Source organism: Caulobacter mirabilis, assembly GCF_002749615.1.
GTDB lineage: Bacteria > Pseudomonadota > Alphaproteobacteria > Caulobacterales > Caulobacteraceae > Caulobacter > Caulobacter mirabilis.
This window is the reverse complement of sequence record NZ_CP024201.1, coordinates 3,765,466-3,788,030: the sequence shown is the minus strand read 5'-3', so window position 1 is coordinate 3,788,030 and position 22,565 is coordinate 3,765,466. Positions and strand designations below refer to the sequence as shown.

General features: G+C 70.2%; 14 protein-coding genes. 5 read left to right on the top strand and 9 right to left on the bottom strand.

All coding sequences use genetic code 11. From position 1 onward, the window contains the following. The first annotated feature begins 1 nt into the window (after position 1). Both ptsP and nagE read left to right on the top strand, forming a co-directional pair. Positions 2-2,503 carry a phosphoenolpyruvate--protein phosphotransferase gene (gene ptsP, locus CSW64_RS17905; RefSeq protein ID WP_099623374.1) on the top strand — a complete coding sequence of 834 codons (2,502 nt, stop codon included), beginning with the start codon at positions 2-4 and terminating at the stop codon, positions 2,501-2,503. Continuing rightward, complete coding sequence (gene nagE / locus CSW64_RS17900; RefSeq protein WP_099623373.1) at positions 2,500-4,224, top strand: N-acetylglucosamine-specific PTS transporter subunit IIBC; 1,725 nt, start codon at positions 2,500-2,502, stop codon at positions 4,222-4,224. The genes ptsP and nagE overlap by 4 nt, the downstream gene beginning before the upstream one ends. On the opposite strand, the gene CSW64_RS17895 is transcribed toward nagE, so the two are convergent. Next, complete coding sequence (locus CSW64_RS17895; protein ID WP_172448618.1) at positions 4,221-5,852, bottom strand: tetratricopeptide repeat-containing sulfotransferase family protein; 1,632 nt, start codon at positions 5,850-5,852, stop codon at positions 4,221-4,223. The two genes, nagE and CSW64_RS17895, sit on opposite strands and share 4 nt — an antisense overlap. 162 nt (positions 5,853-6,014) lie before the next feature. Between CSW64_RS17895 and CSW64_RS17890 the strand changes: the two genes are divergently transcribed. After that, positions 6,015-6,299 (top strand): DUF6916 family protein, encoded by a 285-nt coding sequence (locus CSW64_RS17890; protein WP_425430382.1) that lies wholly within the window; start codon positions 6,015-6,017, stop codon positions 6,297-6,299. On the opposite strand, the gene CSW64_RS17885 is transcribed toward CSW64_RS17890, so the two are convergent. The 4 genes from CSW64_RS17885 to CSW64_RS17870 are packed head-to-tail and all read right to left on the bottom strand — an operon-like array spanning position 6,292 to position 8,497. Beyond that, on the bottom strand, positions 6,292-6,807 hold the full coding sequence (locus CSW64_RS17885; protein ID WP_099623370.1) for a GNAT family N-acetyltransferase: 516 nt from the start codon (positions 6,805-6,807) through the stop codon (positions 6,292-6,294). The genes CSW64_RS17890 and CSW64_RS17885 overlap by 8 nt on opposite strands. A gap of 13 nt (positions 6,808-6,820) precedes the next feature. After that, positions 6,821-7,354: a phage tail protein gene (locus CSW64_RS17880; protein ID WP_099623369.1), complete on the bottom strand. Its 534-nt coding sequence runs from the start codon at positions 7,352-7,354 to the stop codon at positions 6,821-6,823. A 54-nt stretch (positions 7,355-7,408) separates the two neighbouring features. After that, a complete protein-coding gene (locus CSW64_RS17875; protein ID WP_099623368.1) occupies positions 7,409-7,939 on the bottom strand; it encodes a phage tail protein in 531 nt (176 codons plus the stop codon). Positions 7,940-7,954: 15 nt separating this feature from the next. After that, positions 7,955-8,497, bottom strand: coding sequence for a phage tail protein (locus CSW64_RS17870; protein WP_099623367.1), 543 nt, complete (start codon positions 8,495-8,497; stop codon positions 7,955-7,957). Positions 8,498-8,833: 336 nt separating this feature from the next. On the opposite strand from CSW64_RS17870, the gene CSW64_RS17865 reads away from it, so the two are divergent. After that, a complete protein-coding gene (locus CSW64_RS17865; RefSeq protein WP_099623366.1) occupies positions 8,834-17,647 on the top strand; it encodes a putative Ig domain-containing protein in 8,814 nt (2,937 codons plus the stop codon). A 49-nt stretch (positions 17,648-17,696) separates the two neighbouring features. On the opposite strand, the gene CSW64_RS17860 is transcribed toward CSW64_RS17865, so the two are convergent. The 3 genes from CSW64_RS17860 to CSW64_RS17850 form a co-directional block, all read right to left on the bottom strand. Continuing rightward, positions 17,697-17,909: a YbdD/YjiX family protein gene (locus CSW64_RS17860; protein WP_425430348.1), complete on the bottom strand. Its 213-nt coding sequence runs from the start codon at positions 17,907-17,909 to the stop codon at positions 17,697-17,699. Then, positions 17,906-19,966, bottom strand: coding sequence for a carbon starvation CstA family protein (locus CSW64_RS17855; RefSeq protein WP_099623365.1), 2,061 nt, complete (start codon positions 19,964-19,966; stop codon positions 17,906-17,908). The genes CSW64_RS17860 and CSW64_RS17855 overlap by 4 nt, the downstream gene beginning before the upstream one ends. 201 nt (positions 19,967-20,167) lie before the next feature. After that, positions 20,168-21,142, bottom strand: coding sequence for an NAD(P)H-dependent flavin oxidoreductase (locus CSW64_RS17850; RefSeq protein WP_099623364.1), 975 nt, complete (start codon positions 21,140-21,142; stop codon positions 20,168-20,170). 139 nt (positions 21,143-21,281) lie between these two features. On the opposite strand from CSW64_RS17850, the gene CSW64_RS17845 reads away from it, so the two are divergent. Next, positions 21,282-21,890 carry a YdeI/OmpD-associated family protein gene (locus CSW64_RS17845; protein ID WP_099623363.1) on the top strand — a complete coding sequence of 203 codons (609 nt, stop codon included), beginning with the start codon at positions 21,282-21,284 and terminating at the stop codon, positions 21,888-21,890. Positions 21,891-21,896: 6 nt separating this feature from the next. Here CSW64_RS17845 and CSW64_RS17840 read toward each other — a convergent pair whose 3' ends face one another. Then, the gene (locus CSW64_RS17840; protein ID WP_099623362.1) at positions 21,897-22,523 is read right to left on the bottom strand and encodes a TetR/AcrR family transcriptional regulator; all 627 of its coding nucleotides are present in this window, start codon (positions 22,521-22,523) and stop codon (positions 21,897-21,899) included. Between the last annotated feature and the right edge of the window lie 42 nt (positions 22,524-22,565).

Below are 22,565 nucleotides of genomic sequence, written 5' to 3'. Positions count from 1 at the left end.
CGTGGTCCAGATCGTTCTCGTTTCGCCGCTGGATGGCTGGGTCGCGCCGCTGACGGAAACGCCGGACCCGGTCTTCGCGGGGCGAATGCTCGGCGACGGCGTGGCCATCGACCCCACCGGCTCTCGTCTGCATGCGCCCTGCGCGGGGCGGATCGCTTCCATCCATCGCGCGCGCCACGCCGTCACCCTGGTGACGCCCGAAGGCGCCGAGATCCTGATGCACCTCGGGCTCGACACCGTCGCCCTGGGCGGCGAGGGTTTCGAGGTCCTGGTCGAGGAAGGCGCGACCGTAGCGGCGGGCCAACCGCTGCTGGCCTTCGACCTTGACCGGCTCTCGCAGTCGGCTCCCAGCCTGATGACGCCGGTGATCGTGGCCAACGGCGAGGCCTTCGCCATCGAACGGCGCGAGATCGATCACAGGATCAAGGTCGGCGAGCCGCTGATGATCCTGAAGGGCGCGACGGTGGCGGCGGCTGAGGCTGTCGCTGCGGGCGGCGTCTCGCGGACCCTGGTCGTGCCGCTGCCGCACGGGGTCCACGCCCGGCCCGCGGCGCGGATCAGCGACGCCGCGCGGCGGTTCGCGGCCGAGGTGCGGGTCCTGGCGTTCAATCGCAGCGCCAGCGCACGCAGTCCGGTGGGGCTGATGTCCCTGGCCATTCGCCATGGCGACGAAATCACCCTGACCGCGTCCGGGCCGGACGCGGAGGCCGCGGTCGCAGCCCTGGCCCGACTGATCGAGGACGGCGCCGGCGAGGAAGCCGAGGCGCCCATCGAGGAGGCTCCGGCCCCGGTCACGCCTCAAGCCCCGACCGAAGTCGGCGTTCTGCGCGGCGTCACGGCGGCGCCCGGATTGGCCATTGGCAAAGCCTTTCGGCTGTCGGCCCGGGCGATCACCGTGGCTGAGGATGGCCGCGGCCTGGCGCAGGAACAGGCGGCCCTGGCCGAAGCCGTCGATATCGTCCGTCGTCGGATCGAGGCTGCGGCGGAGGGCGGCGACAAGGCTCGTCGCGGCATATTGGGCGCGCATCTCGCCTTCCTCGAGGATCCGGAACTGACCGCCGCGGCGCGCCGCGCGATCGCCGAAGGACGCAGCGCCGGCTTCGCCTGGCGGGCGGCGATCGGCGGCTATGTCGATGCGCTGAAGGCGATGGGCGACCGTCGCCTGGCCGAGCGGGTCGACGATCTTCTGGATCTGGAACACCAGGTGCTGGCCATCCTGTCAGGCGAGGCGGAGGCGACGATCGCGCCGCCGCCCGGCTCGATCCTCCTGGCCGAGGATCTTCTGCCCTCGCAACTCATGGGTCTCGACAGCGCCGGGTTGGCCGGTCTCTGCGTCGGGCGCGGCGGGCCCACTTCGCACGTGGCGATCCTGGCCGCAGCCCTGGGCCTGCCGGCCTTGGTCGCGGCGGGCGCGGGCGTGACCGCGATCGCTGACGGGACGACTCTGATCCTTGACGCCGACAGCGGCCTCCTGCGCGTGGCGCCGGACGCCGGGGCGCTGGAGACCGCTCAGAGCGCCATCGCCGTCCGTCACGAGCGTCGCGCGGCGGCGCGGGCCGCGGCGCATGAGCCCGGGCGTATGGCCGACGGCGGCCGTATCGAGGTGTTCGCCAATGTCGGCTCGCTGGCGGACGCCGTCGCGGCCACGGCTTCCGGCGCCGAAGGGTGCGGTTTGCTGCGCACGGAATTCCTGTTCCTCGATCGCGAGACGCCCCCGGACGAGGATGAGCAGCATCGTCAGTACCAGGCGATCGCCTCGGCGCTCGAGGGGCGGCCGCTGATCGTGCGGACCCTGGACGTCGGCGGCGACAAGGACGCGCCCTATCTGGCGCTGCCGACGGAGGAGAACCCGGCCCTCGGGCTACGCGGCGTGCGGGTCAGCCTTTGGCGACCGCAGCTGCTGCGCGCCCAGCTGCGGGCCATCCTCAGGGTGAAGCCGATCGGCCAGTGCCGGATCATGATCCCCATGGTCAGCGGGCTGGACGAGCTGCGCGCGGTCCGCGCGGTGCTCGACGAAGCGCGGCGCGACCTGGGCGTCGTAGAGCGGGTCGAGTTGGGCGTGATGGTCGAGACCCCCGCGGCCGCGCTCACCGCCGATCTGCTGGCGGCCGAAGCCGACTTCCTGTCGATCGGAACCAACGATCTGACCCAGTACACGCTGGCCATGGATCGTGGGAACGCCGAGCTGGCCCCGCGCATAGACGCCCTGCATCCCGCTGTTCTCAGGCTGATCGCGCAGACCACCCAGGGCGCGCGCCGCCACGGGCGCTGGGTCGGAGTCTGCGGCGGTCTGGCCGCCGATCCCGCCGCCGCGCCGATCCTGATCGGCCTGGGCGTGACCGAGCTGTCAGCCACCGCCTCGGCCGTGCCGGAGATCAAGGCGCTGGTCCGGCGGCTGAAGCGTGACGCCTGCGAGGCCCTGGCCGAACGGGCCCTGCTGCAACCCTCCGCCGAGGCCGTGCGCGCCATGGCCCAGACCTTCCTGACGGGAGCGATCTCATGAAGTCGCCACTGGAGGCGCTGCAGCCGCTCGGCCGCGCGCTGATGCTGCCGATCGCCGTGCTGCCCGTGGCGGGTCTGCTGCTCCGCCTGGGGCAGCCGGATCTGCTGAACATCCCGTTCATGGCCGCGGCCGGCGACGCCGTGTTTTCGAACCTGGGTCTGCTGTTCGCCATCGGGGTCGCGGTCGGATTCGCGCGCGACAACAACGGCGCGGCCGGCTTGGCCGGGGTGGTCTGCTATCTGATCTCGGTCGAGGGCGCCCAGGCGCTGATGACCGTGCCGCCCGAGGCGCTGAAGGATTTCACGGGTCCGGCCGTCGATCTGGCCAGCGCCGCCTTCAAGGACAAGGCGACCGGCAAGCTGTCGGTGCCCATAGGCATCGTTTCGGGCCTGCTGGCCGGGGCGGCCTACAACCGGTTCCACGACTTCAAGCTGCCGGACTACCTGGCCTTCTTCGGCGGCCGGCGGTTCGTGCCGATCGTCAGCGGCGTCGGCGGCCTGCTGATCGCTCTGATCGTGGGCCTGGGGTTCCCCGGCCTGGACCATGGCTTTGACGCCCTTAGCCGCGGCATCGTCGCGTCCGGCGAGATCGGCCTGTTCGTCTACGGCGTGCTGAACCGGCTGCTGATCGTCACCGGACTGCATCACATCCTGAACAACATCGCCTGGTTCGTGGTCGGCGAGTATGGCGGCGCCACCGGCGATCTGCGCCGGTTCTTCGCGGGCGATCCCAGCGCCGGGGCCTTCATGTCGGGCTTCTTCCCGGTGATGATGTTCGGCCTGCCCGCCGCCTGCCTGGCCATGTACCACTCGGCCCGGCCGGACCGCCGCAAGGCGGTGGGCGGGATGCTGCTGTCGATGTCGGCCACCGCCTTCCTGACCGGGGTGACCGAGCCGATCGAGTTCACCTTCATGTTCCTGGCCCCGCTGCTCTATGCGCTTCACGCCGTGCTGACGGGGGCGGCCATGGTTCTCATGGACGTTCTGGGGGTGAAGCTGGGCTTCGGTTTTTCCGCCGGGGCGATCGACTATGTGCTGAACTTCAACAAGTCGACCCGGCCGCTGATGCTGATCCCGATCGGGCTGGTCTACTTCGCCATCTACTACGGCGTGTTTCGGTTCGTGATCACCCGGTTCAACCTGCGCACGCCCGGCCGCGAGGCCGAGGATGCGCCTGTCGCGGCGGTCGTCCTGGCCAGCGGCGGCCGAGGCGAACAGTTTGCGGCCGCGCTCGGCGGCGCGGAGAACCTGGTCACGGTCGACGCCTGCACAACCCGGCTGCGCCTCGTCGTCGCGGATCAGGCTCGGGTCGACGAAGCTGCATTGAAGAGCCTCGGATCGCGCGGCCTGGTTCGTCCCTCGGCCAACGCGCTGCAGGTCGTGCTGGGCCCGATCGCCGACCAGGTCGCCGGCGAGATCCGCGCCGCGGCCGCGGCTTCGGGCAGTGCAGCGTCGAGTGAACCCCAAGAAAAGCCCGGGCCGGCCGCAGCCGGCGCGCCGGCAGCATTGGATCGCCTCGCCTGGCTGGCGGCGTTCGGCGGTGCGGGCAATGTCCGCCGGCTCCAAGCGGTCGCCGGCCGTCTGAGGCTGGAAGTCGCGGACGCCACGGCGGTTCGCGAGGACGCGCTGCTCGATCTCGGAGCTCGGGCGGTCGTGCACCTGGACGGGAGCGTCCATGTTCTGCTCGAGAACGCCGACGGCGTGGCGGCGGCCTTGGCCTAGCCGGCGTAGCCCTGGGCTTCGAGCAATTCGGCCAACGCCGGCAGGAACGGCGCCAGACGGTCGGCATGGCGCCGCCAGCGGCCCACGGAGCGATCATTCAGAGGCTCGGTCACCTGAGCGTAGCTCGGCGTCGGCGCGTAGCGGCGGCTCTCGTGGAAGGTCAGACAGGCCGGCTCGAGCGGCAGATCCAGCAGCGCCAGCATCTGGCGGGTCAGCGCTTCCTGATCGGCGACGAAGGCCTCGTAGCGCAGCGTGAAGGGCGCCCCGGCCGCGGCGTCATAGGCCTCCGACAGGGTCTGCATCGCCCGCATATGCGCGAAGATGTCCTCGATCCGGTAGCCGCAGTCGAAGCCGTGGGTCAGGTGGTGCGACAGCATCGAGACGGCGACGTCGAGGGGATGGCGTCGCACACGGATGATCGGAGAGTCGGGAAAGGCCAACCGCAGCAGCGGCAGCCAGATGTCGTTGAGCGGCATCTTGTCGGTGAACCAGCGCGCGCCGGGGCGGCGTAGGCCATAGGCCTCGGCCCGCGTCAGATAGTGATCACGCAGATGAACGGCGGCGGTGGTCAGGTCGCCCAGGTCGACGTCCTCGAGTTCGGCCAGGAACGGCAGTTCGCCGCCGGCCCGGACTTGAGAATGGCTGGACAGCACCTGCTCGACGAGGGTGGTTCCGGACCGCGGAAAGCCCAGGATGAAGACGGGAAGCGGCCGTTCCTCGCGAACGGTCGAGACCGGCATGGCGGGGTGGGCGAAGGCGCGCTGCAGCCGGCTGAGCCGGTCCCCCACGGCGCCGGCCTCGTAGCGACGGCCCGTCTCCTGTGAGAGGCGCGCCTTGGCGGAGACATAGTCGGCCCAGGCCTCGTCGTGGCGGCCCAGCCGGTCGCGCAGGCGGCCCCGTTCGAGCTGGGCGTCGGCCGACAGAGAACGCGGCCCCGGAGCGTCGAGCAGAGCGACCGCCTCGGCGGCGCGGCCGCCGCGCGCGAGCACCACCGCCCGTCCCAGCCGCACATCGCCGCCGCCGGCTTCTGCGCGATCGAGCAGGCGATGGGCGCCGTCCAGGTCGCCCCGGGCCTCGCGCAGCTTCGCCCAGTGGGCCAGGGCCGGGACGTCCAAGGCGCCGAGGCGCTCCAGCTTCTCGTACAGAGGCTCGGCCTCGTCCAGCTGTCCCTGAGTCAGCAGGTTCAGGGCCAGGGGCGCCAGGATGGCGGGATGCTCGCCGGCGTGGACCAGCGCCTGGCGGAGGTGATGTTCGCCGGGCGCCAGGCCCCCTGCCTCGGACAGCAGCGCGCCGAGGGTGAGGTGAGTCTGCGGGTTGCCAGGGTCCAGCCGGGCGGCCGTCTCCGCGGCGGCGAGAGCGTCGTGGCGACGGCCGTCGCCCGCGAGAAGCTGCGCCAGATCGTGGTGCGCCCAGGCCAGTTCGGGGGCCTGATCCAGGATGAGCCGCAGGATCGTCTCCGCTTCGGCCGGGGTTCCGATCTGCCGGGCGACCAGGAAGCGGATTTCGAGCGCATCGACATCGGCCGGAGCGGCCTGGAGCCGCTTTGCCGCGGCCGCGGAGGCGCGTCGGGCGTCGCCCGCCTGGAGGGCTGACCGCGCTTCAAGGACGAGGGGATGGGGAGCGATCACACAGGTCCCTGGGGCGCGGGCGACGGAGCCTCCTTCTTCGCCCGGATCGTCGCCTGCGCCAAGCGGCCACAGCCCTTCGCAAGCCTCCGATGGTTGCATCGGCGCCAAAGTCGCGCGAACCTCGGAGGCGCAGTCAGGCGGGGAGGGCTTGCGGTGCAGCTTATGTCACGTGAGGCGTTTGCGGGGCGGGCGAACGAGACGTTCGACGTCAGCCTGGGCGAGAGCAGCCTGCCCATGACGCTGGTCGAGGTGCAGGCGCTGACGCCGCACGCCTTTCCGGGCATGTCGCGCGCTCCGTTCTCGTTGGTGTTTCGCAGCGGCTCGCCGGTCGTGTTGCCGCAGAAGACCTATCGCCTGACCAACGCGACCATGGGGCCGGTGGACCTCTTCCTGGTCCCCGTCGGACGGGACGTTCAGGGGATCCTGTACCAGGCGGTCTTCAACTGACCGGCCATTCCATCGCCAGGTAGGGGCCTGCGTCGGCCTCGATCAGCCGGAAGCCCAGCCGTTCATAGAGCTGCCGAGCCCGAGGGTTGGACGGCGCGACGTGGAGCCAGACTCTCGGGGCTCCGGCCTGCCGAGCGCGGCGATGCGCGTGGCGCAGCAGCTCGGCGCCCAGGCCGGCGCTGCGCCGGTGCGGCAGGAAGCCGACATCGACGATCAGCCAGCCGTCGGGCTTGCGATCCAGATAGAGGCGACCGATCGGGAAGCCTGCCTCCTCGACGACCATGAAATCGGCGTCGGCATGGAAGTGGTCGAAATGGACGTTCTGCAGCTCGAACTGGCTGTCCAGGAACTGCGCCTTGACCGCCTCGGGCCACGGCACGGGCGCCATCTCCTCAGCGCGGAACGAGCCGTAGAGGAGGCGCAGGAACAGCCGGTCGGCGTCCGTTCGGCTTCGAAGAACAAGCCCCCGCGCGGACCAGCCGGCGGGGGCGTCGATACGCTTGGGCACGAGTGTCTCTGCGTCAGCCGAAGCTCGGGAACACGCCCTGCAAGGCGATCGAGAAGTTGACCGTCAGGTAGGGTTGGCTGTTTTCGTGCGGCAGGCCGCCTCCCGACATGGCAAGGGTCATCGGCGACAGGACGGTGTCGGGCGCGCCGGTCGTGACGAAGCCCTGCGCGGCGGTCGGGTTGCTGGGCGCCGAGTTGGCCTGCGGCGTCCCGACTCGGGCCGTGACCCCCCGCGCCATGTAGATCTGGGCGGTGTGGGTGTGGGCCGGCATTTCGTTCTGGAGCAGGGTCACGGTCGGCGTCCCGACCATTTCCCCCACGGTTCGGGGCGTCAGACCGGGGCCCTGGCCTTGGTTGTCAGGGGAGTACTGGCCAAAATTGGGCAGCGCGAAATTGGTGGTGCCGTTGCCGCCGTACTGGGTGCCGAGCAGGGAAAACAGGGCGGTGTTCTGTTGGATGGGGATCAGCTGGCCGGAGCAGGTCGCCCACTTGGCGGGGGCGAAGGGGAATCCGAAGAGCTGGATCTCGCCGATGAAGGGTTCGGTCATGGAGATTCTCGATGTTCGGGCGACGGTCTAGGCCGCCGCTGTCGATGCGGTGGGTCAGCCTTGCGACGGATAGATGCCGAAGAGCGCGATGCAGATGTTCACCGTCAGGGAGGGCATCATGTTCTCGTGCGGCTGACTGCCGCCGGCCGGCTGGACCGTCGTCGGGGCCAGCGGATAGGCGATGTAGCCGGTGATGTCCGTGAGATACTGGGTGTCGGTCGCCAGGGCGCCGAGGACCTCGGTGTTCGCGGGTCTCGCCGAGTTCGCCGCCCCCTGGGTGGCCATCCAGGAGTGGGTGTGGCTCGGAATCTGCTGAGTGTTCAGCAGGACGGTTTCCGTGCCGCCGCTCTGGCCGATCGGGCGGGGGCTGAGGCCTTGGCCCTGACCCTGGTGAAGCGGCAGGCGGCCGCGCAGGTCCGGCACCGCGAAGGTGGTGATGCCGTCGCCGCCGTAGGTGGTGCCCAGCAGGTTGAAGAGGGCGTCGTATTCCGCGATCGACAGGAGTTGGCCGTTGCAGTTCTGCCAGCCGGTCGGGATGCGCGGGAAGCCGAACATCCGGATTTCGCCGAGATAGGGCGTGCTCATGTTGTCCTCTCCAGCTCAGTTGCGCGACGGATAGACGCCGTTGAGGGCGATGTTGAAGTTGATCACCTCGAACGGCTGCATGTTCGCGTGAGGCAGCGTGCCGCCGACGGAGCTGATGGCCGCCGGCAAAAGCGGAACCAGCGCTCCGGAAGCGGGCGGCGCGTAGATCGACTCGGTCCCGCCGCCGGAGATGGTCGCCGTCGCGTAGGTGCCGGGCGCCGCCGACGGCGTCAGCGTCGTGCCGGCCGCGGTGTTGGCCGCGAACATATGGGTGTGCTGCGGCAACTGGTTGAGCAGCACCGTCACGTTCTCCACGCCGCCGCTCTGGCCGATGTTGTTCGTGCCGAAGGGGCCGCGTCCCTGCCCGACGGGCGCGCGTCCCATGAGGTTGGGCAGCTGGAAATTGGTCGTGCCGTTGCCGCCGTAGATCACGCCCAGCAGTGAGAACAGGGCCTGGTTCTGTGCGATGGGCAGGAGCTGCCCGTTGCACATGGCGAAGTTCTTCTGGGCGAAGTTGAAGCCGGTCATCATGATCTGACCGAGGTAATACTCTGCCACTGGGCGCTCTCCCGCTCAGCGCCGTTCGGCCTGCCCGAACAGCTTGGATGTACGCTTGCGCGACATACCCCACTGGTCTCCCGGGGGAGTTCTCCCCGGATGAGCGGTTCGCTCGAACGACTGCCGCCCCGCCAGTCGTCGCGCCGCCAATAGGAACCAAGTCCGCAATTTTGGCAATATGCCACAGAGGATTTCGCTTTTTACGAGTTTACAGTTAAGGGTGCGGCCTGAACTGGCATAAGGTGTGTCTGTAAACCTGGGGTGGCCCGTGGGGGGCTGATCCCGACGCGTTGAGTCTCTGCGTACTCGGCGCCGACGCGCGCCGATCGAGTCCGATTGAATCAGGACAGCGAGGGCGGGGTGCAGCGTTTCAATCTTTCGCGGGTGATCCGCGATGTCGTGTCGTTCGGCCCGATGGGCCTTCTCATGTTCGTCTTCGCGGCGACGCTGCTGACCTTGGCGGCGCCGCAGCCCGCACAGGCGGCTGGGACCTGCACCATCAACTGGGGAACGGTCCCATACCGTTCGACCGGCAACACCTTCGTGATGAGCACCAGCCAGAATCCGGCGGTGCTCGCGGCCTGCGACCCACGCTATCCGGCGGTCGACAGCGGCGTCGCGGCGCCCACCAGCGGCACGTCGACCGGCGGCGGGACCTGGTCGGGGGTCACCAACGCCTCCGACAACACCCTGACCTTCGCGCCGCATTCGCGATGGGCGGGGCCCGACACCTACACGATGTACTTCTGCAACGACGCCGGGTGCAGCGGGGCAGGGCGTTTGACCGCCACCGTCAACGTGACGGTCGCCGCGCCGACGCTCACCCTCACGCCGACCCTGGCCAACGGGACCGTGGCGACGGCCTACAGCCAGACGCTGACCGCCGGCGGCGGGGCCTCGCCCTACACCTTCTCGGTCATCTCGGGATCGTTGCCGCCGGGACTGTCCCTCGGCGTGGTCTCGAATCCCAATGCGACCACCAGCACGGTGACGCTGTCCGGCACGCCGACGGCCGGCGGGACGTTCAACTTCACGATCCGGGCGCAGGACAACTCGATCGGCACGGGTCCGTTCACGATCGACCAGCCCTACACCGTCACCATCAGTCCGCCGACGATCACCGTGACCACGGCGTCGGTGCCCAACGGCACCGAGGGATCGGCCTACGGCCCGACGACGCTCGCGGCGACCGGCGGCACCTCGCCCTATACCTGGACCGTCAGCGGCGGCGCCCTGCCTCCGGGTCTGGCGCTGAGCGCGGGCGGCGTCCTGTCGGGCACCCCGACGGGGAACGGCTCCTTCAACTTCACGGCGCGGGCGCAGGATTCGAGCACCGGCACCGGCCCCTACTTCGGCACGCGCGCCTACAGCTTCAGCATCGCCGCGATCCCGCCGGTGGCCAATCCGGTCTCGCGGACAGTGGCCCACAACAGCAGCAACAATTCGCTCACATTGAGCATCACCGGCGGGGCCGCCGCCAGCGTGGCGGTCGCGACGCCGCCGACACATGGCACGGCGACGCCGAGCGGCCTTGCGATTCTCTACACCCCCACGCCAGGATATGCGGGGCCTGACAGCTTCACCTACACGGCGACCAACACGGCCGGCACTTCCGCGCCGGCGACGGTGACCGTCACGGTCAGTCCGCCGACGTTGGTGCTGAACCCGGTCAGTCTGCCGGACGGGACCATGGGCGTCGCCTACAATCAGACGACCACGGCCTCGGGCGGCCAGGCGCCGTACACCTACAGCATTTCCGCCGGCGCCTTGCCGGCCGGCCTGAGCATCAACCCGGGCACCGGCGCGATCACCGGCACGCCGACCGCGATGGGGCCGGCCAACTTCACGGTCCGGGCGCAGGATTCGAGCACCGGGACGGGCGCCCCGTTCGCGGTCACGCGCAGCTACGCCGTGGATATCCTGGCGCCGCCGGTGATGATCACCTCGCCGGCCGCCGGCGCCTTGCCCGGCGCGACGGGCGGGGTGGCCTACAGCCAGACCTTCACCGCCAGCGGCGGCCAGACGCCGCATAGCTTCGCCCTGGCGTCCGGCTCGCTGCCGGCCGGCGTTACGCTGAGCACGGGCGGGGCGCTGTCCGGCACGCCGTCGGTTTCGGGGACCTTCAATTTCACGGTGACGGCGACGGACTCCAGTCCGAATCCCGGCCCGTACACCAGCACGCCCGTGGCCTACAGCCTGACGGTCACGGCGCCGACGATCACGGTCAGTCCGACGACCCTGCCGAACGGAACGACGGCGACAGCCTACAGCCAGACCGTCACCGCCACCGGCGGGACGGCGCCCCGGACCTTCTCGGTGACCTCGGGGACGCTGCCGACGGGCCTGTCCCTGGACGGCGCCACCGGCGCGATCTCCGGGACGCTGACGGCGGCCAACACCTACAACTTCACGATCACGGCGACCGACAACCTCGGCTTCATCGGCAGCCGGGCCTACACGGTGGTCGTCGCCAACCCGGTGATCACGCTGTCGCCGGCGGCGGGAGCGCTGCCCGGCGGAACCGGCGGCGTGGCCTACAGCCAGACCTTCACGGCGTCGGGCGGCCAGGGGACGCACAGCGTGGCCCAGACCGGCGGCACCTTGCCGCCGGGACTGAGCCTGGTCGGCGGCGTGCTGTCCGGCACGCCGACGGCGGCCGGCACCTTCAACTTCTCGCTGACGGGGACGGACGCCAGTCCGGCGCCGGGACCGTTCAACAGCGCGCCGGTCGCCTACAGCATCACGATCACCGCGCCGGCGATTTCGGTCAGTCCGATAACCCTGCCGAACGCGACGACGGCCCTGGCCTACAGCCAGACGATCACCGCCACGGGCGGAACGGCGCCGCACGGCTTCGCGGTCACCGCCGGGACCCTGCCGACTGGCCTAGCCCTGGCGGCGGGCGGCGGCCTGACCGGCACGCCCACGGCGGCCGGCAACTACAGCTTCACGGTCACGGCCACCGACAACCTCGGCTTCACGGGCAGCCGCGCCTACACCGTCGCGGTCGCCAACCCGGTGATCACCCTGTCGCCGGCGGCCGGAGCGCTTCCGGGCGCCACGGGCGGCGTGGCCTACAGCCAGACCTTCACCGCCTCGGGCGGCCAGGGGACGCACAGCGTGGCCCAGACCGGCGGGACCTTGCCGCCGGGACTGAGCCTGGTCGGCGGCGTGCTGTCCGGCACGCCGACGGCGGCCGGCACCTTCAACTTCTCGCTGACGGGGACGGACGCCAGCCCGGCGCCGGGACCGTTCAACAGCGGGCCAGTCGCCTACAGCATCACGGTCACGGCGCCGACGATCACGGTCAGTCCGACCACCCTGCCGAACGGAACGACGGCGACGGCCTACAGCCAGACTGTCACGGCCAGCGGCGGCACCACGCCGCATACCTTCTCGGTCACGGCGGGAGCCCTGCCGACGGGCCTGTCCCTGGACGGCGCCACCGGCGTGATCTCCGGGACGCTGACGGCGGCCAACACCTACAACTTCACGGTCACGGCGACCGACAACCTCGGCTTCATCGGCAGCCGCGCCTATACGGTCGTGGTCGCCGATCCGGTGATCACCGTCACCTCGCCGAGCGCGGGACCGCTTCCGGGCGGGACGGGCGGGGTGGCCTACAGCCAGACCTTCACCGCCAGCGGCGGCCAGGGCGGCCACACCTTCGCGGTGTCCGCCGGCTCGCTTCCGGCCGGGGTGACCCTCAGCGCCGGCGGAAGCCTGTCCGGCACGCCGACGGTCTCCGGGAACTTCAACTTCTCGGTCACGGCCACCGACTCCAGTCCGACCCCGGGCGGGCCGTTCACCAGCGCGCCGGTCGTCTACAGCCTGGCCATCGTCGCGCCGACGATCACGGTCAATCCGACGACGCTGCCGAACGCGACGACGGCCCTGGCCTACAGCCAGACGATCACGGCCACGGGCGGAACGGCGCCGCACGGCTTCGCGGTCACCGCCGGGACCCTGCCGACTGGCCTGGCCCTGGCGGCGGGCGGCGGCCTGACCGGCACGCCCACGGCGGCCGGCAACTACAGCTTCACGGTCACGGCCACCGACAACCTCGGCTTCACGGGAAGCCGCGCCTACACCGTCGCGGTCGCCAACCCGGTGATCACCCTGTCGCCGGCGGCGGGCGCGCTGCCGGGCGCCACCGGCGGCGTGGCCTACAGCCAGACCTTCACCGCCTCGGGCGGCCAGGGGACGCACAGCGTGGCCCAGACCGGCGGGACCTTGCCGCCGGGACTGAGCCTGGTCGGCGGCGTGCTGTCCGGCACGCCGACGGCGGCCGGCACCTTCAACTTCTCGCTGACGGGGACGGACGCCAGCCCGGCGCCGGGACCGTTCAACAGCGGGCCGGTCGCCTACAGCATCACGGTCACGGCGCCGGCGATCACGGTCAGTCCGCTCACCCTGCCGAACGCGACCACGGCGGTCAGCTACAGCGACACCATCACCGCGACCGGCGGAACGGCGCCGTACAGCTTCACGGTCACCGCCGGGACTCTGCCGACGGGCCTGTCCCTGGACGGCGCCACCGGCGTGATCTCCGGGACGCTGACGGCGGCCAACACCTACAACTTCACGGTCACGGCGACCGACAACCTCGGCTTCATCGGCAGCCGCGCCTATACGGTCGTGGTCGCCGATCCGGTGATCACCGTCACCTCGCCGAGCGCGGGGCCGCTTCCGGGCGGGACGGGCGGGGTGGCCTACAGCCAGACCTTCACCGCCAACGGTGGCCAGGGCGGCCACACCTTCGCAGTGTCCGCCGGCTCGCTTCCGGCCGGGGTGACCCTCAGCGCCGGCGGAAGCCTGTCCGGCACGCCGACGGTCTCCGGGAACTTCAACTTCTCGGTCACGGCCACCGACTCCAGTCCGACCCCGGGCGGGCCGTTCACCAGCGCGCCGGTCGTCTACAGCCTGGCCATCGTCGCGCCGACGATCACGGTCAATCCGACGACGTTGCCGAACGCGACGACGGCCCTGGCCTACAGCCAGACGATCACGGCCACGGGCGGAACGGCGCCGCACGGCTTCGCGGTCACCGCCGGGACCCTGCCGACCGGCCTGATCCTGGCGGCGGGCGGCGGCCTGACCGGCACGCCCACGGCGGCCGGCAACTACAGCTTCACGGTCACGGCCACCGACAACCTCGGCTTCACGGGAAGCCGCGCCTACACCGTCGCGGTCGCCAACCCGGTGATCAGCGTGACGTCGCCCGCGACCGGCGCCCTGCCCGGCGCCACGGGCGGAACGGCCTACAGCCAGACCTTCACCGCCAGCGGCGGTCAGGGAACGCACACGTTCGCTCTGGCCGCGGGTTCGCTTCCGGCCGGGGTGACGCTGAGCGCCGGCGGCGTGCTGTCCGGCACGCCGACGGTGGCGGGAATCTTCAACTTCACCATCAGGGCCACCGACGCCAGTCCGGCGCCGGGACCGTTCAGCAGCGCGCCGGTCGCCTACAGCCTCACGGTTACGGCGCCGACGGTCACGCTCAGCCCGACCAGCCTGCCGAACGCGACCACGGCCGTGGGTTACAGCCAGACCTTCACCGCCTCCGGCGGGACGGCGCCCTACGGCTTCAGCCTGCCGTCCGGAACGCTGCCCATCGGCATGATCCTCAACAGCGCCGGAGCCTTCTCAGGCACGCCGTCGACGGCCGGGACCTACAACTTCACGATCCGCGCGACCGACACGCACGGGTTCACCGGCAACCAAGCCTATACGGTCGTGGTCGCCGATCCGGTGATCACCATCTCCTCGCCGGCCCCTGGACCGCTGCCCGGCGGCACGGGCGGATCGCCCTACAGTCAGACCTTCACCGCCTCCGGAGGCCAGGGAGCGCACAGCTTCTCGCTGGTCGCGGGCACACTGCCGATCGGAACGGCGTTCAGCTCGGCGGGAGTCCTGTCCGGGACGCCGACGGTGGCGGGAACCTTCAACTTCACCCTGCGGGCGACCGACTCCAGTCCTGGCGTGGACGGCGGGCCGTTCACCAGCGCGCCGGTCACCTACAGCCTGACCATCGCGGCCCCGACGATCACGATCAATCCGACAAGCCTGCCGGATGGCGTGACGGCGGTGCTCTACAATCGGACCCTCACCGCCTCGGGCGGGACGGCGCCCTACAGCTTCAGCCTGCCGTCCGGGTCGCTGCCGATCGGCACGAGCTTCAGCAGCGCCGGGGTGCTGTCCGGCACGCCGTCGGTGGCGGGGACGTACAGCTTCACGGTTCGGGTCACCGACACGCACGGGTTCACCGCCAACCAGGCCTATACGGTCGTGGTCGCCGATCCGGTGGTCGCCATCACCGCCCCCGCTGCAGGGGCTCTGCCCGGCGGCACGGGCGGTTCGCCCTACAGTCAGACCTTCACGGCCTCGGGCGGCCAGGGACCGCACAGCTTCTCGCTGGTGTCGGGCACGCTGCCGATCGGCGTGGCGTTCAGCTCGGCGGGAGTCCTGTCGGGGACCCCGACGGCGGCCGGAACCTTCAACTTCACCTTGCGGGCGACCGACAGCAGCCCGGGCGTGGACGGCGGACCCTTCACCAGCGCGCCGGTCGCCTACAGCGTGACGATCGCCGCGCCGTCGATCACCGTCGGCCCGGCCAGCCTGCCGGCGGCCGCCACGGCTGCAAGCTACAGCCAGACCTTCACCGCCTCCGGCGGGACGGCGCCCTACAGCTTCAGTCTGCCGTCCGGCGCGCCGCCGATCGGCATGAGCCTGAACAGCGCCGGCGCCTTCTCCGGGACGCCGACGGCGGCGGGAACCTACAACTTCACCATCCGCGCCACCGACACGCATGGTTTCACTGGCGATCGCGCCTACACGGTCGTGGTGGCGGATCCGACGATCACCTTGACGTCGCCGGCGGCGGGGGCGTTGCCGGGCGGCGTCGGCGGAACAGCCTACAGCCAGGCGTTTACGGCGACAGGCGGCCAGGGCGCGCATAGCTTCACGGTGGCGTCCGGGTCGCTGCCGCCGGGCGTGACCCTGTCGACCGGCGGGACGTTGTCGGGGATTCCGACCGCGGCGGGGAACTACAGCTTCTCGGTCAGGGCGGCCGACGCGAGCCCGGCGCCGGGGCCGTTCGTCAGCGCGTCCGTGGCCTACACCCTGCAGATCAACGCGCCGACGATCGTGATGACGCCGGCGGCGGGGGCGCTGCCGGGCGGTCTGCGGACGGTGGCCTACAGCCAGACGATCTCGGCCAGCGGCGGCACGGCACCATACAGCTTCACGGTGGCGACCGGGACCCTGCCGGCCGGCCTGACCCTGACCACGGCGGGCGTCCTCGCGGGGACCCCGACGACGGCCGGAAGCAACAGCTTCACGGTGACGGCGACGGATGCCCACGGCTTCACCCAGTCGGCGGCCTATACCCTGGCGATCGGCACGCCGATCCCGGTGGTCCAGCCCAAGACGGTCAGCGTGGTGGGCGGCCAGAGCGTGATCATCGACGCAGCCCAGGGGGCGACGGGCCTGGACCTGATCGCGGCCCAGGTGGCGACGCCGCCGAGCCATGGGACGGCGGTCGCCAGCGGCCTGACCATCACCTACACGGCCAACGGCGCCTATGCCGGTCCCGACAGCTTCACCTACACCGTGACCAACCCCGGCGGGGTCTCCGCCCCGGCGACGGTGACGATCACGGTCAACCCGGCCGTCGTGCCCGCGCCGCCCAAGACGGTGACCATCATGGCCGGCCAGACGGCGACGGTGGAGCTGACCCAGGGCGCCTTCGGGGCTCCGTTCACCGGCGCGGCGGTCGTGTCGGTGACGCCGGCGGGATCGGGAGCGGCCACGATCAGCGGCCGTGTCGCGGGCGGCCAGCAGCTGTACGACCTGACCTTCAAGCCGGTCGACAGCTTCACCGGCAACGCGGTGGTGACCTACACCCTGAGCAACGCCTTCACGACCGGCGCGCCAGGAACAGTGACCATTGTGGTGCAGCCGCGGCCGGATCCGACGAAGGACGCGGAAGTGACCGGCCTGATCGCGGCCCAGGGCGAGACGGCGCGCCGCTTCGCCACGGCCCAGATCGGCAACATCAACCGGCGACTGGAGCAGCTGCACGGCGACGGCGAGGGCGGCGGCGGCTTCTCGAGCAGCCTGAGCCTGAGCAGCGGCGGCGCCCTGGCGGGCGGTCTGGCCAACGATCCGAGCGAACTGCGGCGAATGCAGGAGACCTTCGGCGTGATCGGCGGGCTGAGCGGCCGGTTCCTGCCGGGCGACCGGGCCCTGGGCTTCGACGGCTCGCCCGAACGGCGTCAGGATGACCTGCGGACGTCCGGCATGGGCGGCGGCGGCTCCGGTCCGTGGGGCGTGTGGGTGTCGGGGGCGGCCAACTTCGGCCGGGCCGACGACGGTCGCGACCGCGAGGGCTTCAAGTTCAACACCGACGGCCTGACCATCGGGGTCGACCGGCGGCTGAGCGAGAAGCTGGTGCTGGGCGGCGCCTTGGGCTGGGCGACCGACACCAGCAAGATCGGCGGAAGGGGCACCCGCAGCGAGGCGGACGCCTGGAGCCTGTCGGTGTACGGCAGCTTCCAGCCGACCGAGGCGGCTTGGCTGGATGTGGTGCTGGGCTACGGCAAGCTGGACTTCGACTCCAAGCGGTATGTGACGGCCAACGGCCAGTTCGCCTACGGCCAGCGGGACGGGGACCAGTGGTTCGGGGCGGTAACGGCCGGATGGGACTATCGCCATCCGCACGGCCTGAAGCTGTCGCCCTACGGCCGGATCGAGGCGAGCCGCTCGACCCTGGGCGCCTTCACCGAGACCGGCGGCGGCGCCTTCGCCCTGGCCTATGAGGAGCAGACGACCAACACCGTGACCGGCGCGATCGGCCTGAGGGGCGAGTATGCCCTGAAGACCCGGTTCGGGCGGGCGATCCCCAGCTTCCGGATCGAGTACGCCTATGATCTGCAGGGGTCGAGGACGCAGCGGATCCGCTACGCCGACTGGCTGAGCGGCAACGTCTACAGCCTCGACGCCAGCCCGCTGGATCGCAACCGGATGCTCTACGGCCTGGGTCTGGACCTGCTCCGCAAGAGCGGGACCCGCTTCGGTCTCGACTACGAGGGCATGCTGTCCAACGACCAGACCTCCAGCACCGTACGGATCATGCTGGAGACCCAGTTCTAGGCGACGTCTAGGAGGCCCCGCCCGCGTCGCGCGGCGGGGCCGGACGGGCCTAGCAGCAGCGGAAGCCGCCCTTGCCGCCGCCGTAGCGGGCGTCCTGCCGTTCCCGGAAGAACTGCTCGTAGGTCATCGGCGCCTGGCCCGGATGGGTCTTGGCCATGTGCGCGACATAGGCCTCGTAGTTGGGCAGCCCGACCATCAGCCTGGCGCTGTCGCAAAGACAGCGGGCCGCGTCGGACAGGCGTTCTCCCCAGCGGATCATCATTCGGCCGGCAGCGCCTGCGGCGCCGTCTCCTGGGCGGTGGGCTCCGCCGTCCGCAGAGCCTTCAGCGCGGCCCGAACGCCGTAGACCAGGATGCTGAGCACCACGGCGATGAACAGCGCGCAGAGCGTGGCGTTGATCCGGTCGTTCAGGACGATCTGCTGCATGTCGGCCAGGCTCTTGGCCGGCGCCAGCACGGTCCCGTCGGCCAAGGCCTTCGAGAACTTGGCGGCGTGGGACAGGAAGCCGACCGCCGGATCCGGCGAGAACAGCTTCAGGGCGCCGGCCGTCATGGTGCAGGCCACCAGCCAGGCGGCCGGCAGGGCCGTGACCCAGGCATAGCGCTGGCGCTTCATCTTGAAGAGCACCACCGTGGCCAGGACCAGGGCGACCGCGGCCAGCATCTGGTTGGAAATGCCGAACAGCGGCCACAGGGTGTTCACCCCGCCGAGCGGATCGGTGACCCCCTGGTAGAGGAAGTAGCCCCAGGCCGAGACGCAGAGTCCGGTGGCCAGCAGGCTGGGCGCCAGGGCCGTGGTGTCCTTGAACTTCGGGATGAAGGCGCCGAACAGGTCCTGCAGCATGAAGCGGCCGGCGCGGGTGCCGGCGTCCACCGCGGTGAGGATGAACAGGGCCTCGAACAGGATGGCGAAATGGTACCAGAAGGCCATCATCGCCTTGCCGCCGATGACATGGGAGAAGATCTCGGCCATGCCCACCGCCAGGGTCGGGGCGCCGCCGGCGCGGGAGATGATGGTCGTCTCGCCGACGTCCTTGGCGGTCTGGCTGATGGTCGCCGCGTCGATCGGGAAGCCCATGGCCGTGACGGCGGCCGAGGCGCTTTCGGCGGTGGTCCCGACCACGGCGCCGGGGCTGTTCATGGTGAAGTAGACGCCCGGATCGAGGATCGAGGCCGCGACCAGGGCCATGATGGCCACGAAGGATTCCATCAGCATCGCGCCGTAGCCGATGAAGCGGGCGTCGGTCTCCTGGGCGATCAGCTTGGGCGTGGTGCCGGACGAGATCAGGGCGTGGAAGCCGGAGACCGCGCCGCAGGCGATGGTGATGAACAGGAACGGGAACAGCGAGCCTGACCAGACGGGGCCGCTGCCGTCGACGAACTGGGTCAAGGCCGGCATCTGCAGCGGCGGGGCCATGATCACGATGCCGATAGCCAGGGCGACGATCGCGCCGATCTTCAGGAAGGTCGACAGGTAGTCGCGCGGCGCCAGCAGCAGCCAGACCGGCAGGATTGAGGCGATCGCGCCATAGATGATCAGCGCCCAGCACAGCTGCGTCGCGGTCAGGGTGAACAGCGGCGCCAGCACGGGAGAAGCGGCGACGTTCTGGCCGAACACGATGGCGGCCATCAGCAGCACGAAGCCGATGATCGAGACCTCGCCGATCCGGGCCGGCCGGATGAAGCGGGAGTAGACTCCCATGAACAGCGCGATCGGGATGGTCATGCCGACGGTGAAGGCGCCCCAGGGGCTGCCGACCAGGGCCTTGACCACGATCAGCGACAGCACCGCCAGGATGATGACCATGATCATGAAGGCCCCGAACAGGGCGATCATGCCGGGGATCGTGCCCATCTCGGACCGGATCAGTTCGCCGAGCGAACGGCCGTCGCGCCGCATGGAGATGAACAGGATCATGAAGTCCTGCACCGCCCCGGCCAGCACCACGCCGGCCAGGATCCACAGCATGCCGGGCAGGTAGCCCATCTGGGCCGCGAGCACCGGCCCGACCAGCGGACCGGCGCCGGCGATGGCCGCGAAATGGTGGCCGAACAGGACCTTGCGGTCGGTCGGGACGTAGTCGAGCCCGTCGTTGTGGATGATCGCCGGCGTCGCCCGACGGGGGTCCAGCTTCATCACATGCTCGGCGATATAGCGGCTGTAGTAGCGGTAGGCGACGAGGTGGACCGACACCGCCGCGGCGATGATCCACAGCGCGCTGATCTGCTCGCCGCGATTGGCGCCGATCACCGCCAGGCAGCCGGCCCCGAGCAGGGCGAAGGCGAACCAGATCCCGTGGGTCCTGAGCGTCTTGATCATGGGGCCTCCCGCGGGCGTTTGTTCCGATGTGTTTGTCCGGGCTTAGCAGCGCGGGCGCCGTGCGGGTAGGGCGGTCGTCGTGGAGCTGAGAAGGAGGGGGACGGCGCCGCGCGGTCGCGACGCTTCTCTTCCGCCGTATGTCCCCGCCTTCGCGGGGACGGTCGGAGGAGAACAGAGGGCTGCTGGAGGTCTGCCCTCCCTCTAGGCGTCGAAGCGCTTCAGGCGCTGGCTGATGATCTCGTGGGCGTCGCCCATGATCTTGTCGATCAGCTCCTTCACCGTCGGGATGTCATGGATCAGGCCCGCGACCTGGCCGCAGGACCAGGCGCCGGCGTCCATCTGGCCTTCGACCATGATCTTGGGATAGACGCCCGCGACCTCGGCGAAGATATCCTCGAACTTGATGTCCGAGCCCAGGGTGCGCTCCTTCTCGAGCAGTCGCTCGACGCCGGCGTTGGTCAGCACACGCTCGGTGTTGCGCAGCGGGCGCATGACCAGTCGGGTGTCGAGCTCGCTGGCGGCGACGATCGCCTGCTTCACGTTCTCATGCACCGGCGCTTCCTTGGTGGCGATGAAGCGGGTGCCCATGTTGATGCCGTCGGCGCCCAGCGCCAGGGCCGCGACCAGCTGCGAGCCCGTGCCGACGCCGCCCGAGGCCACGAACGGGATCTTCAGTTCCTCGGCGGCGCGGGGCAGCAGCACCCAATTGCCGACGTCGTCCTCGCCCGGGTGGCCGCCGCATTCGAAGCCGTCGACGCTGACCGCGTCGCAGCCGATCGACTCAGCCTTCAGCGAGTGGCGAACGCTGGTGCATTTGTGGATGACCTTGATGCCCGCTTCCTTCAGCGCCGGCAGCCACTTCTGCGGGTTGTTGCCGGCGGTCTCGACCGCCTTCACGCCGCTGTCGACGATCACCTTCACGAAGCCGGGGTAGTCCGGCGGCGTCACCGCCGGCAGGAAGGTCAGGTTCACCCCGAACGGCTTGTCGGTCATCTCGCGGCAACGCGCGATCTCCTTGGCCAGCTTCTCGGGCGTGCCCTGCGTCAGGCCGGTGATGATCCCAAGACCGCCCGCGTTCGACACCGCGGCCGCCATCTCGGCGAAACCGACGTAGTGCATGCCGCCCTGGATGATCGGATGCTCGATGCCGAAGAGTTCGGTGATCTGGGTCTTCATGGCCTAGGGGCTCCCTCTGTCGTTGGATGACGCATAGCCGTGAAGGATCGCGAGCGCCACAGGCGCAGGTTTCGCCGGCTGACGTAGGGGGCGGCAAGAGCCGCGTGCGTCGGCGGACGGTCATCGCTAGGATCTGCACATGGCCGCCATCCAAGTCGATCCCGCCAAGGTCCGCGCGTTTCCGGACTCCGAGAGCTTCTACGTCTGGCTGGGCGAGAACCATGACCGCGAGACCGAGCTCTGGATCAAGGTCCACAAGAAGGCCTCGGGCCTGGCCTCGATCACGCCGGTCGAGGCCATTGATGTCGTGCTCTGCTGGGGCTGGATCGACGGCGTGCGCAAGAGCCTGGATGAGAAGAGCTTCCTCCAGCGCTACAGCCCGCGCGGCAAGCGCAGCGTCTGGAGCCGGATCAACGTCGATAACGTCGCCCGTCTGATCGCCGAGGGGCGGATGACGTCGCACGGCCTGAGGGAGGTGGAAGCGGCCAAGGCCGACGGCCGCTGGGACAAGGCCTATGCCGGCAGCAAGGAAATGACGATTCCGGACGACCTGCAGTCGGCCATCGACGCCAGTCCGAGGGCGCGGGCGATGCTCGACGGGCTGTCGGCGCAGAACCGCTTCGCCCTGGCGTTCCGCACGCACAACATGAAGACCGAAGCCGGCCGCAGGAAGAAGATCGAGACCCTGGTCGCCATGCTCGAGCGTGGCGAGACGCCCTTTCCACAGAGGGACCGCTCGAAACGCTGACCAGGGTCAGACGTAGGGCGTTCCCGCCAACGCCGCGTCGACGCCGACGAAACCGCGCTCCATCACGTTCGAGAAGGCCGGCTCGGGCGTCTGGCCCTGGCTGAAAGCGCGCAGCGCCTCGCGGTAGGCCGTCACCAGCGTCCCCATCAGCATCGTCGCCGCGAGACCGGCGCAGGGATCCGGGCGGGGGCGGCCGGCCGCCTCGGCCAGCATGGCCGCCAGATCGTCGGCTAGCGCGACCTGAAGCTCGCAGGCTCGCGCGGTGAGCGCCGGGCTCTCCGCGACCGCGCGCCAGAACCGGATCGGCCGCTCCGTGATCCGAAACAGGGGATGCTGCTCGGCGAGCAGGGTCCGCATCAACGCCTGGAAGGTCCGGACGGGCGGACAGCCGCCGCGATCGGCCAGCGCCTCGCGGACCAGGGCGCGGGTCTCCTCCTCGCGATCGAAGACCAGATCCTCCTTGCGGGGAAAGTAGTTGAACACCGTCTTGCGGGCGACGTCCGCCTCGCGCGCCACGTCCGCGACGGAGACGTTGTCGAAGCCATGCTCGATGAACAGGCGCGTGGCGACGTTGGAGATCGCCTGGCGCGTCGCTTCCTTCTTGCGGTCTCGAAGTCCGGGTGGGTTTGACATGAGTGGTTCTATACCACATATAAAATTACACTGAGTGTAATA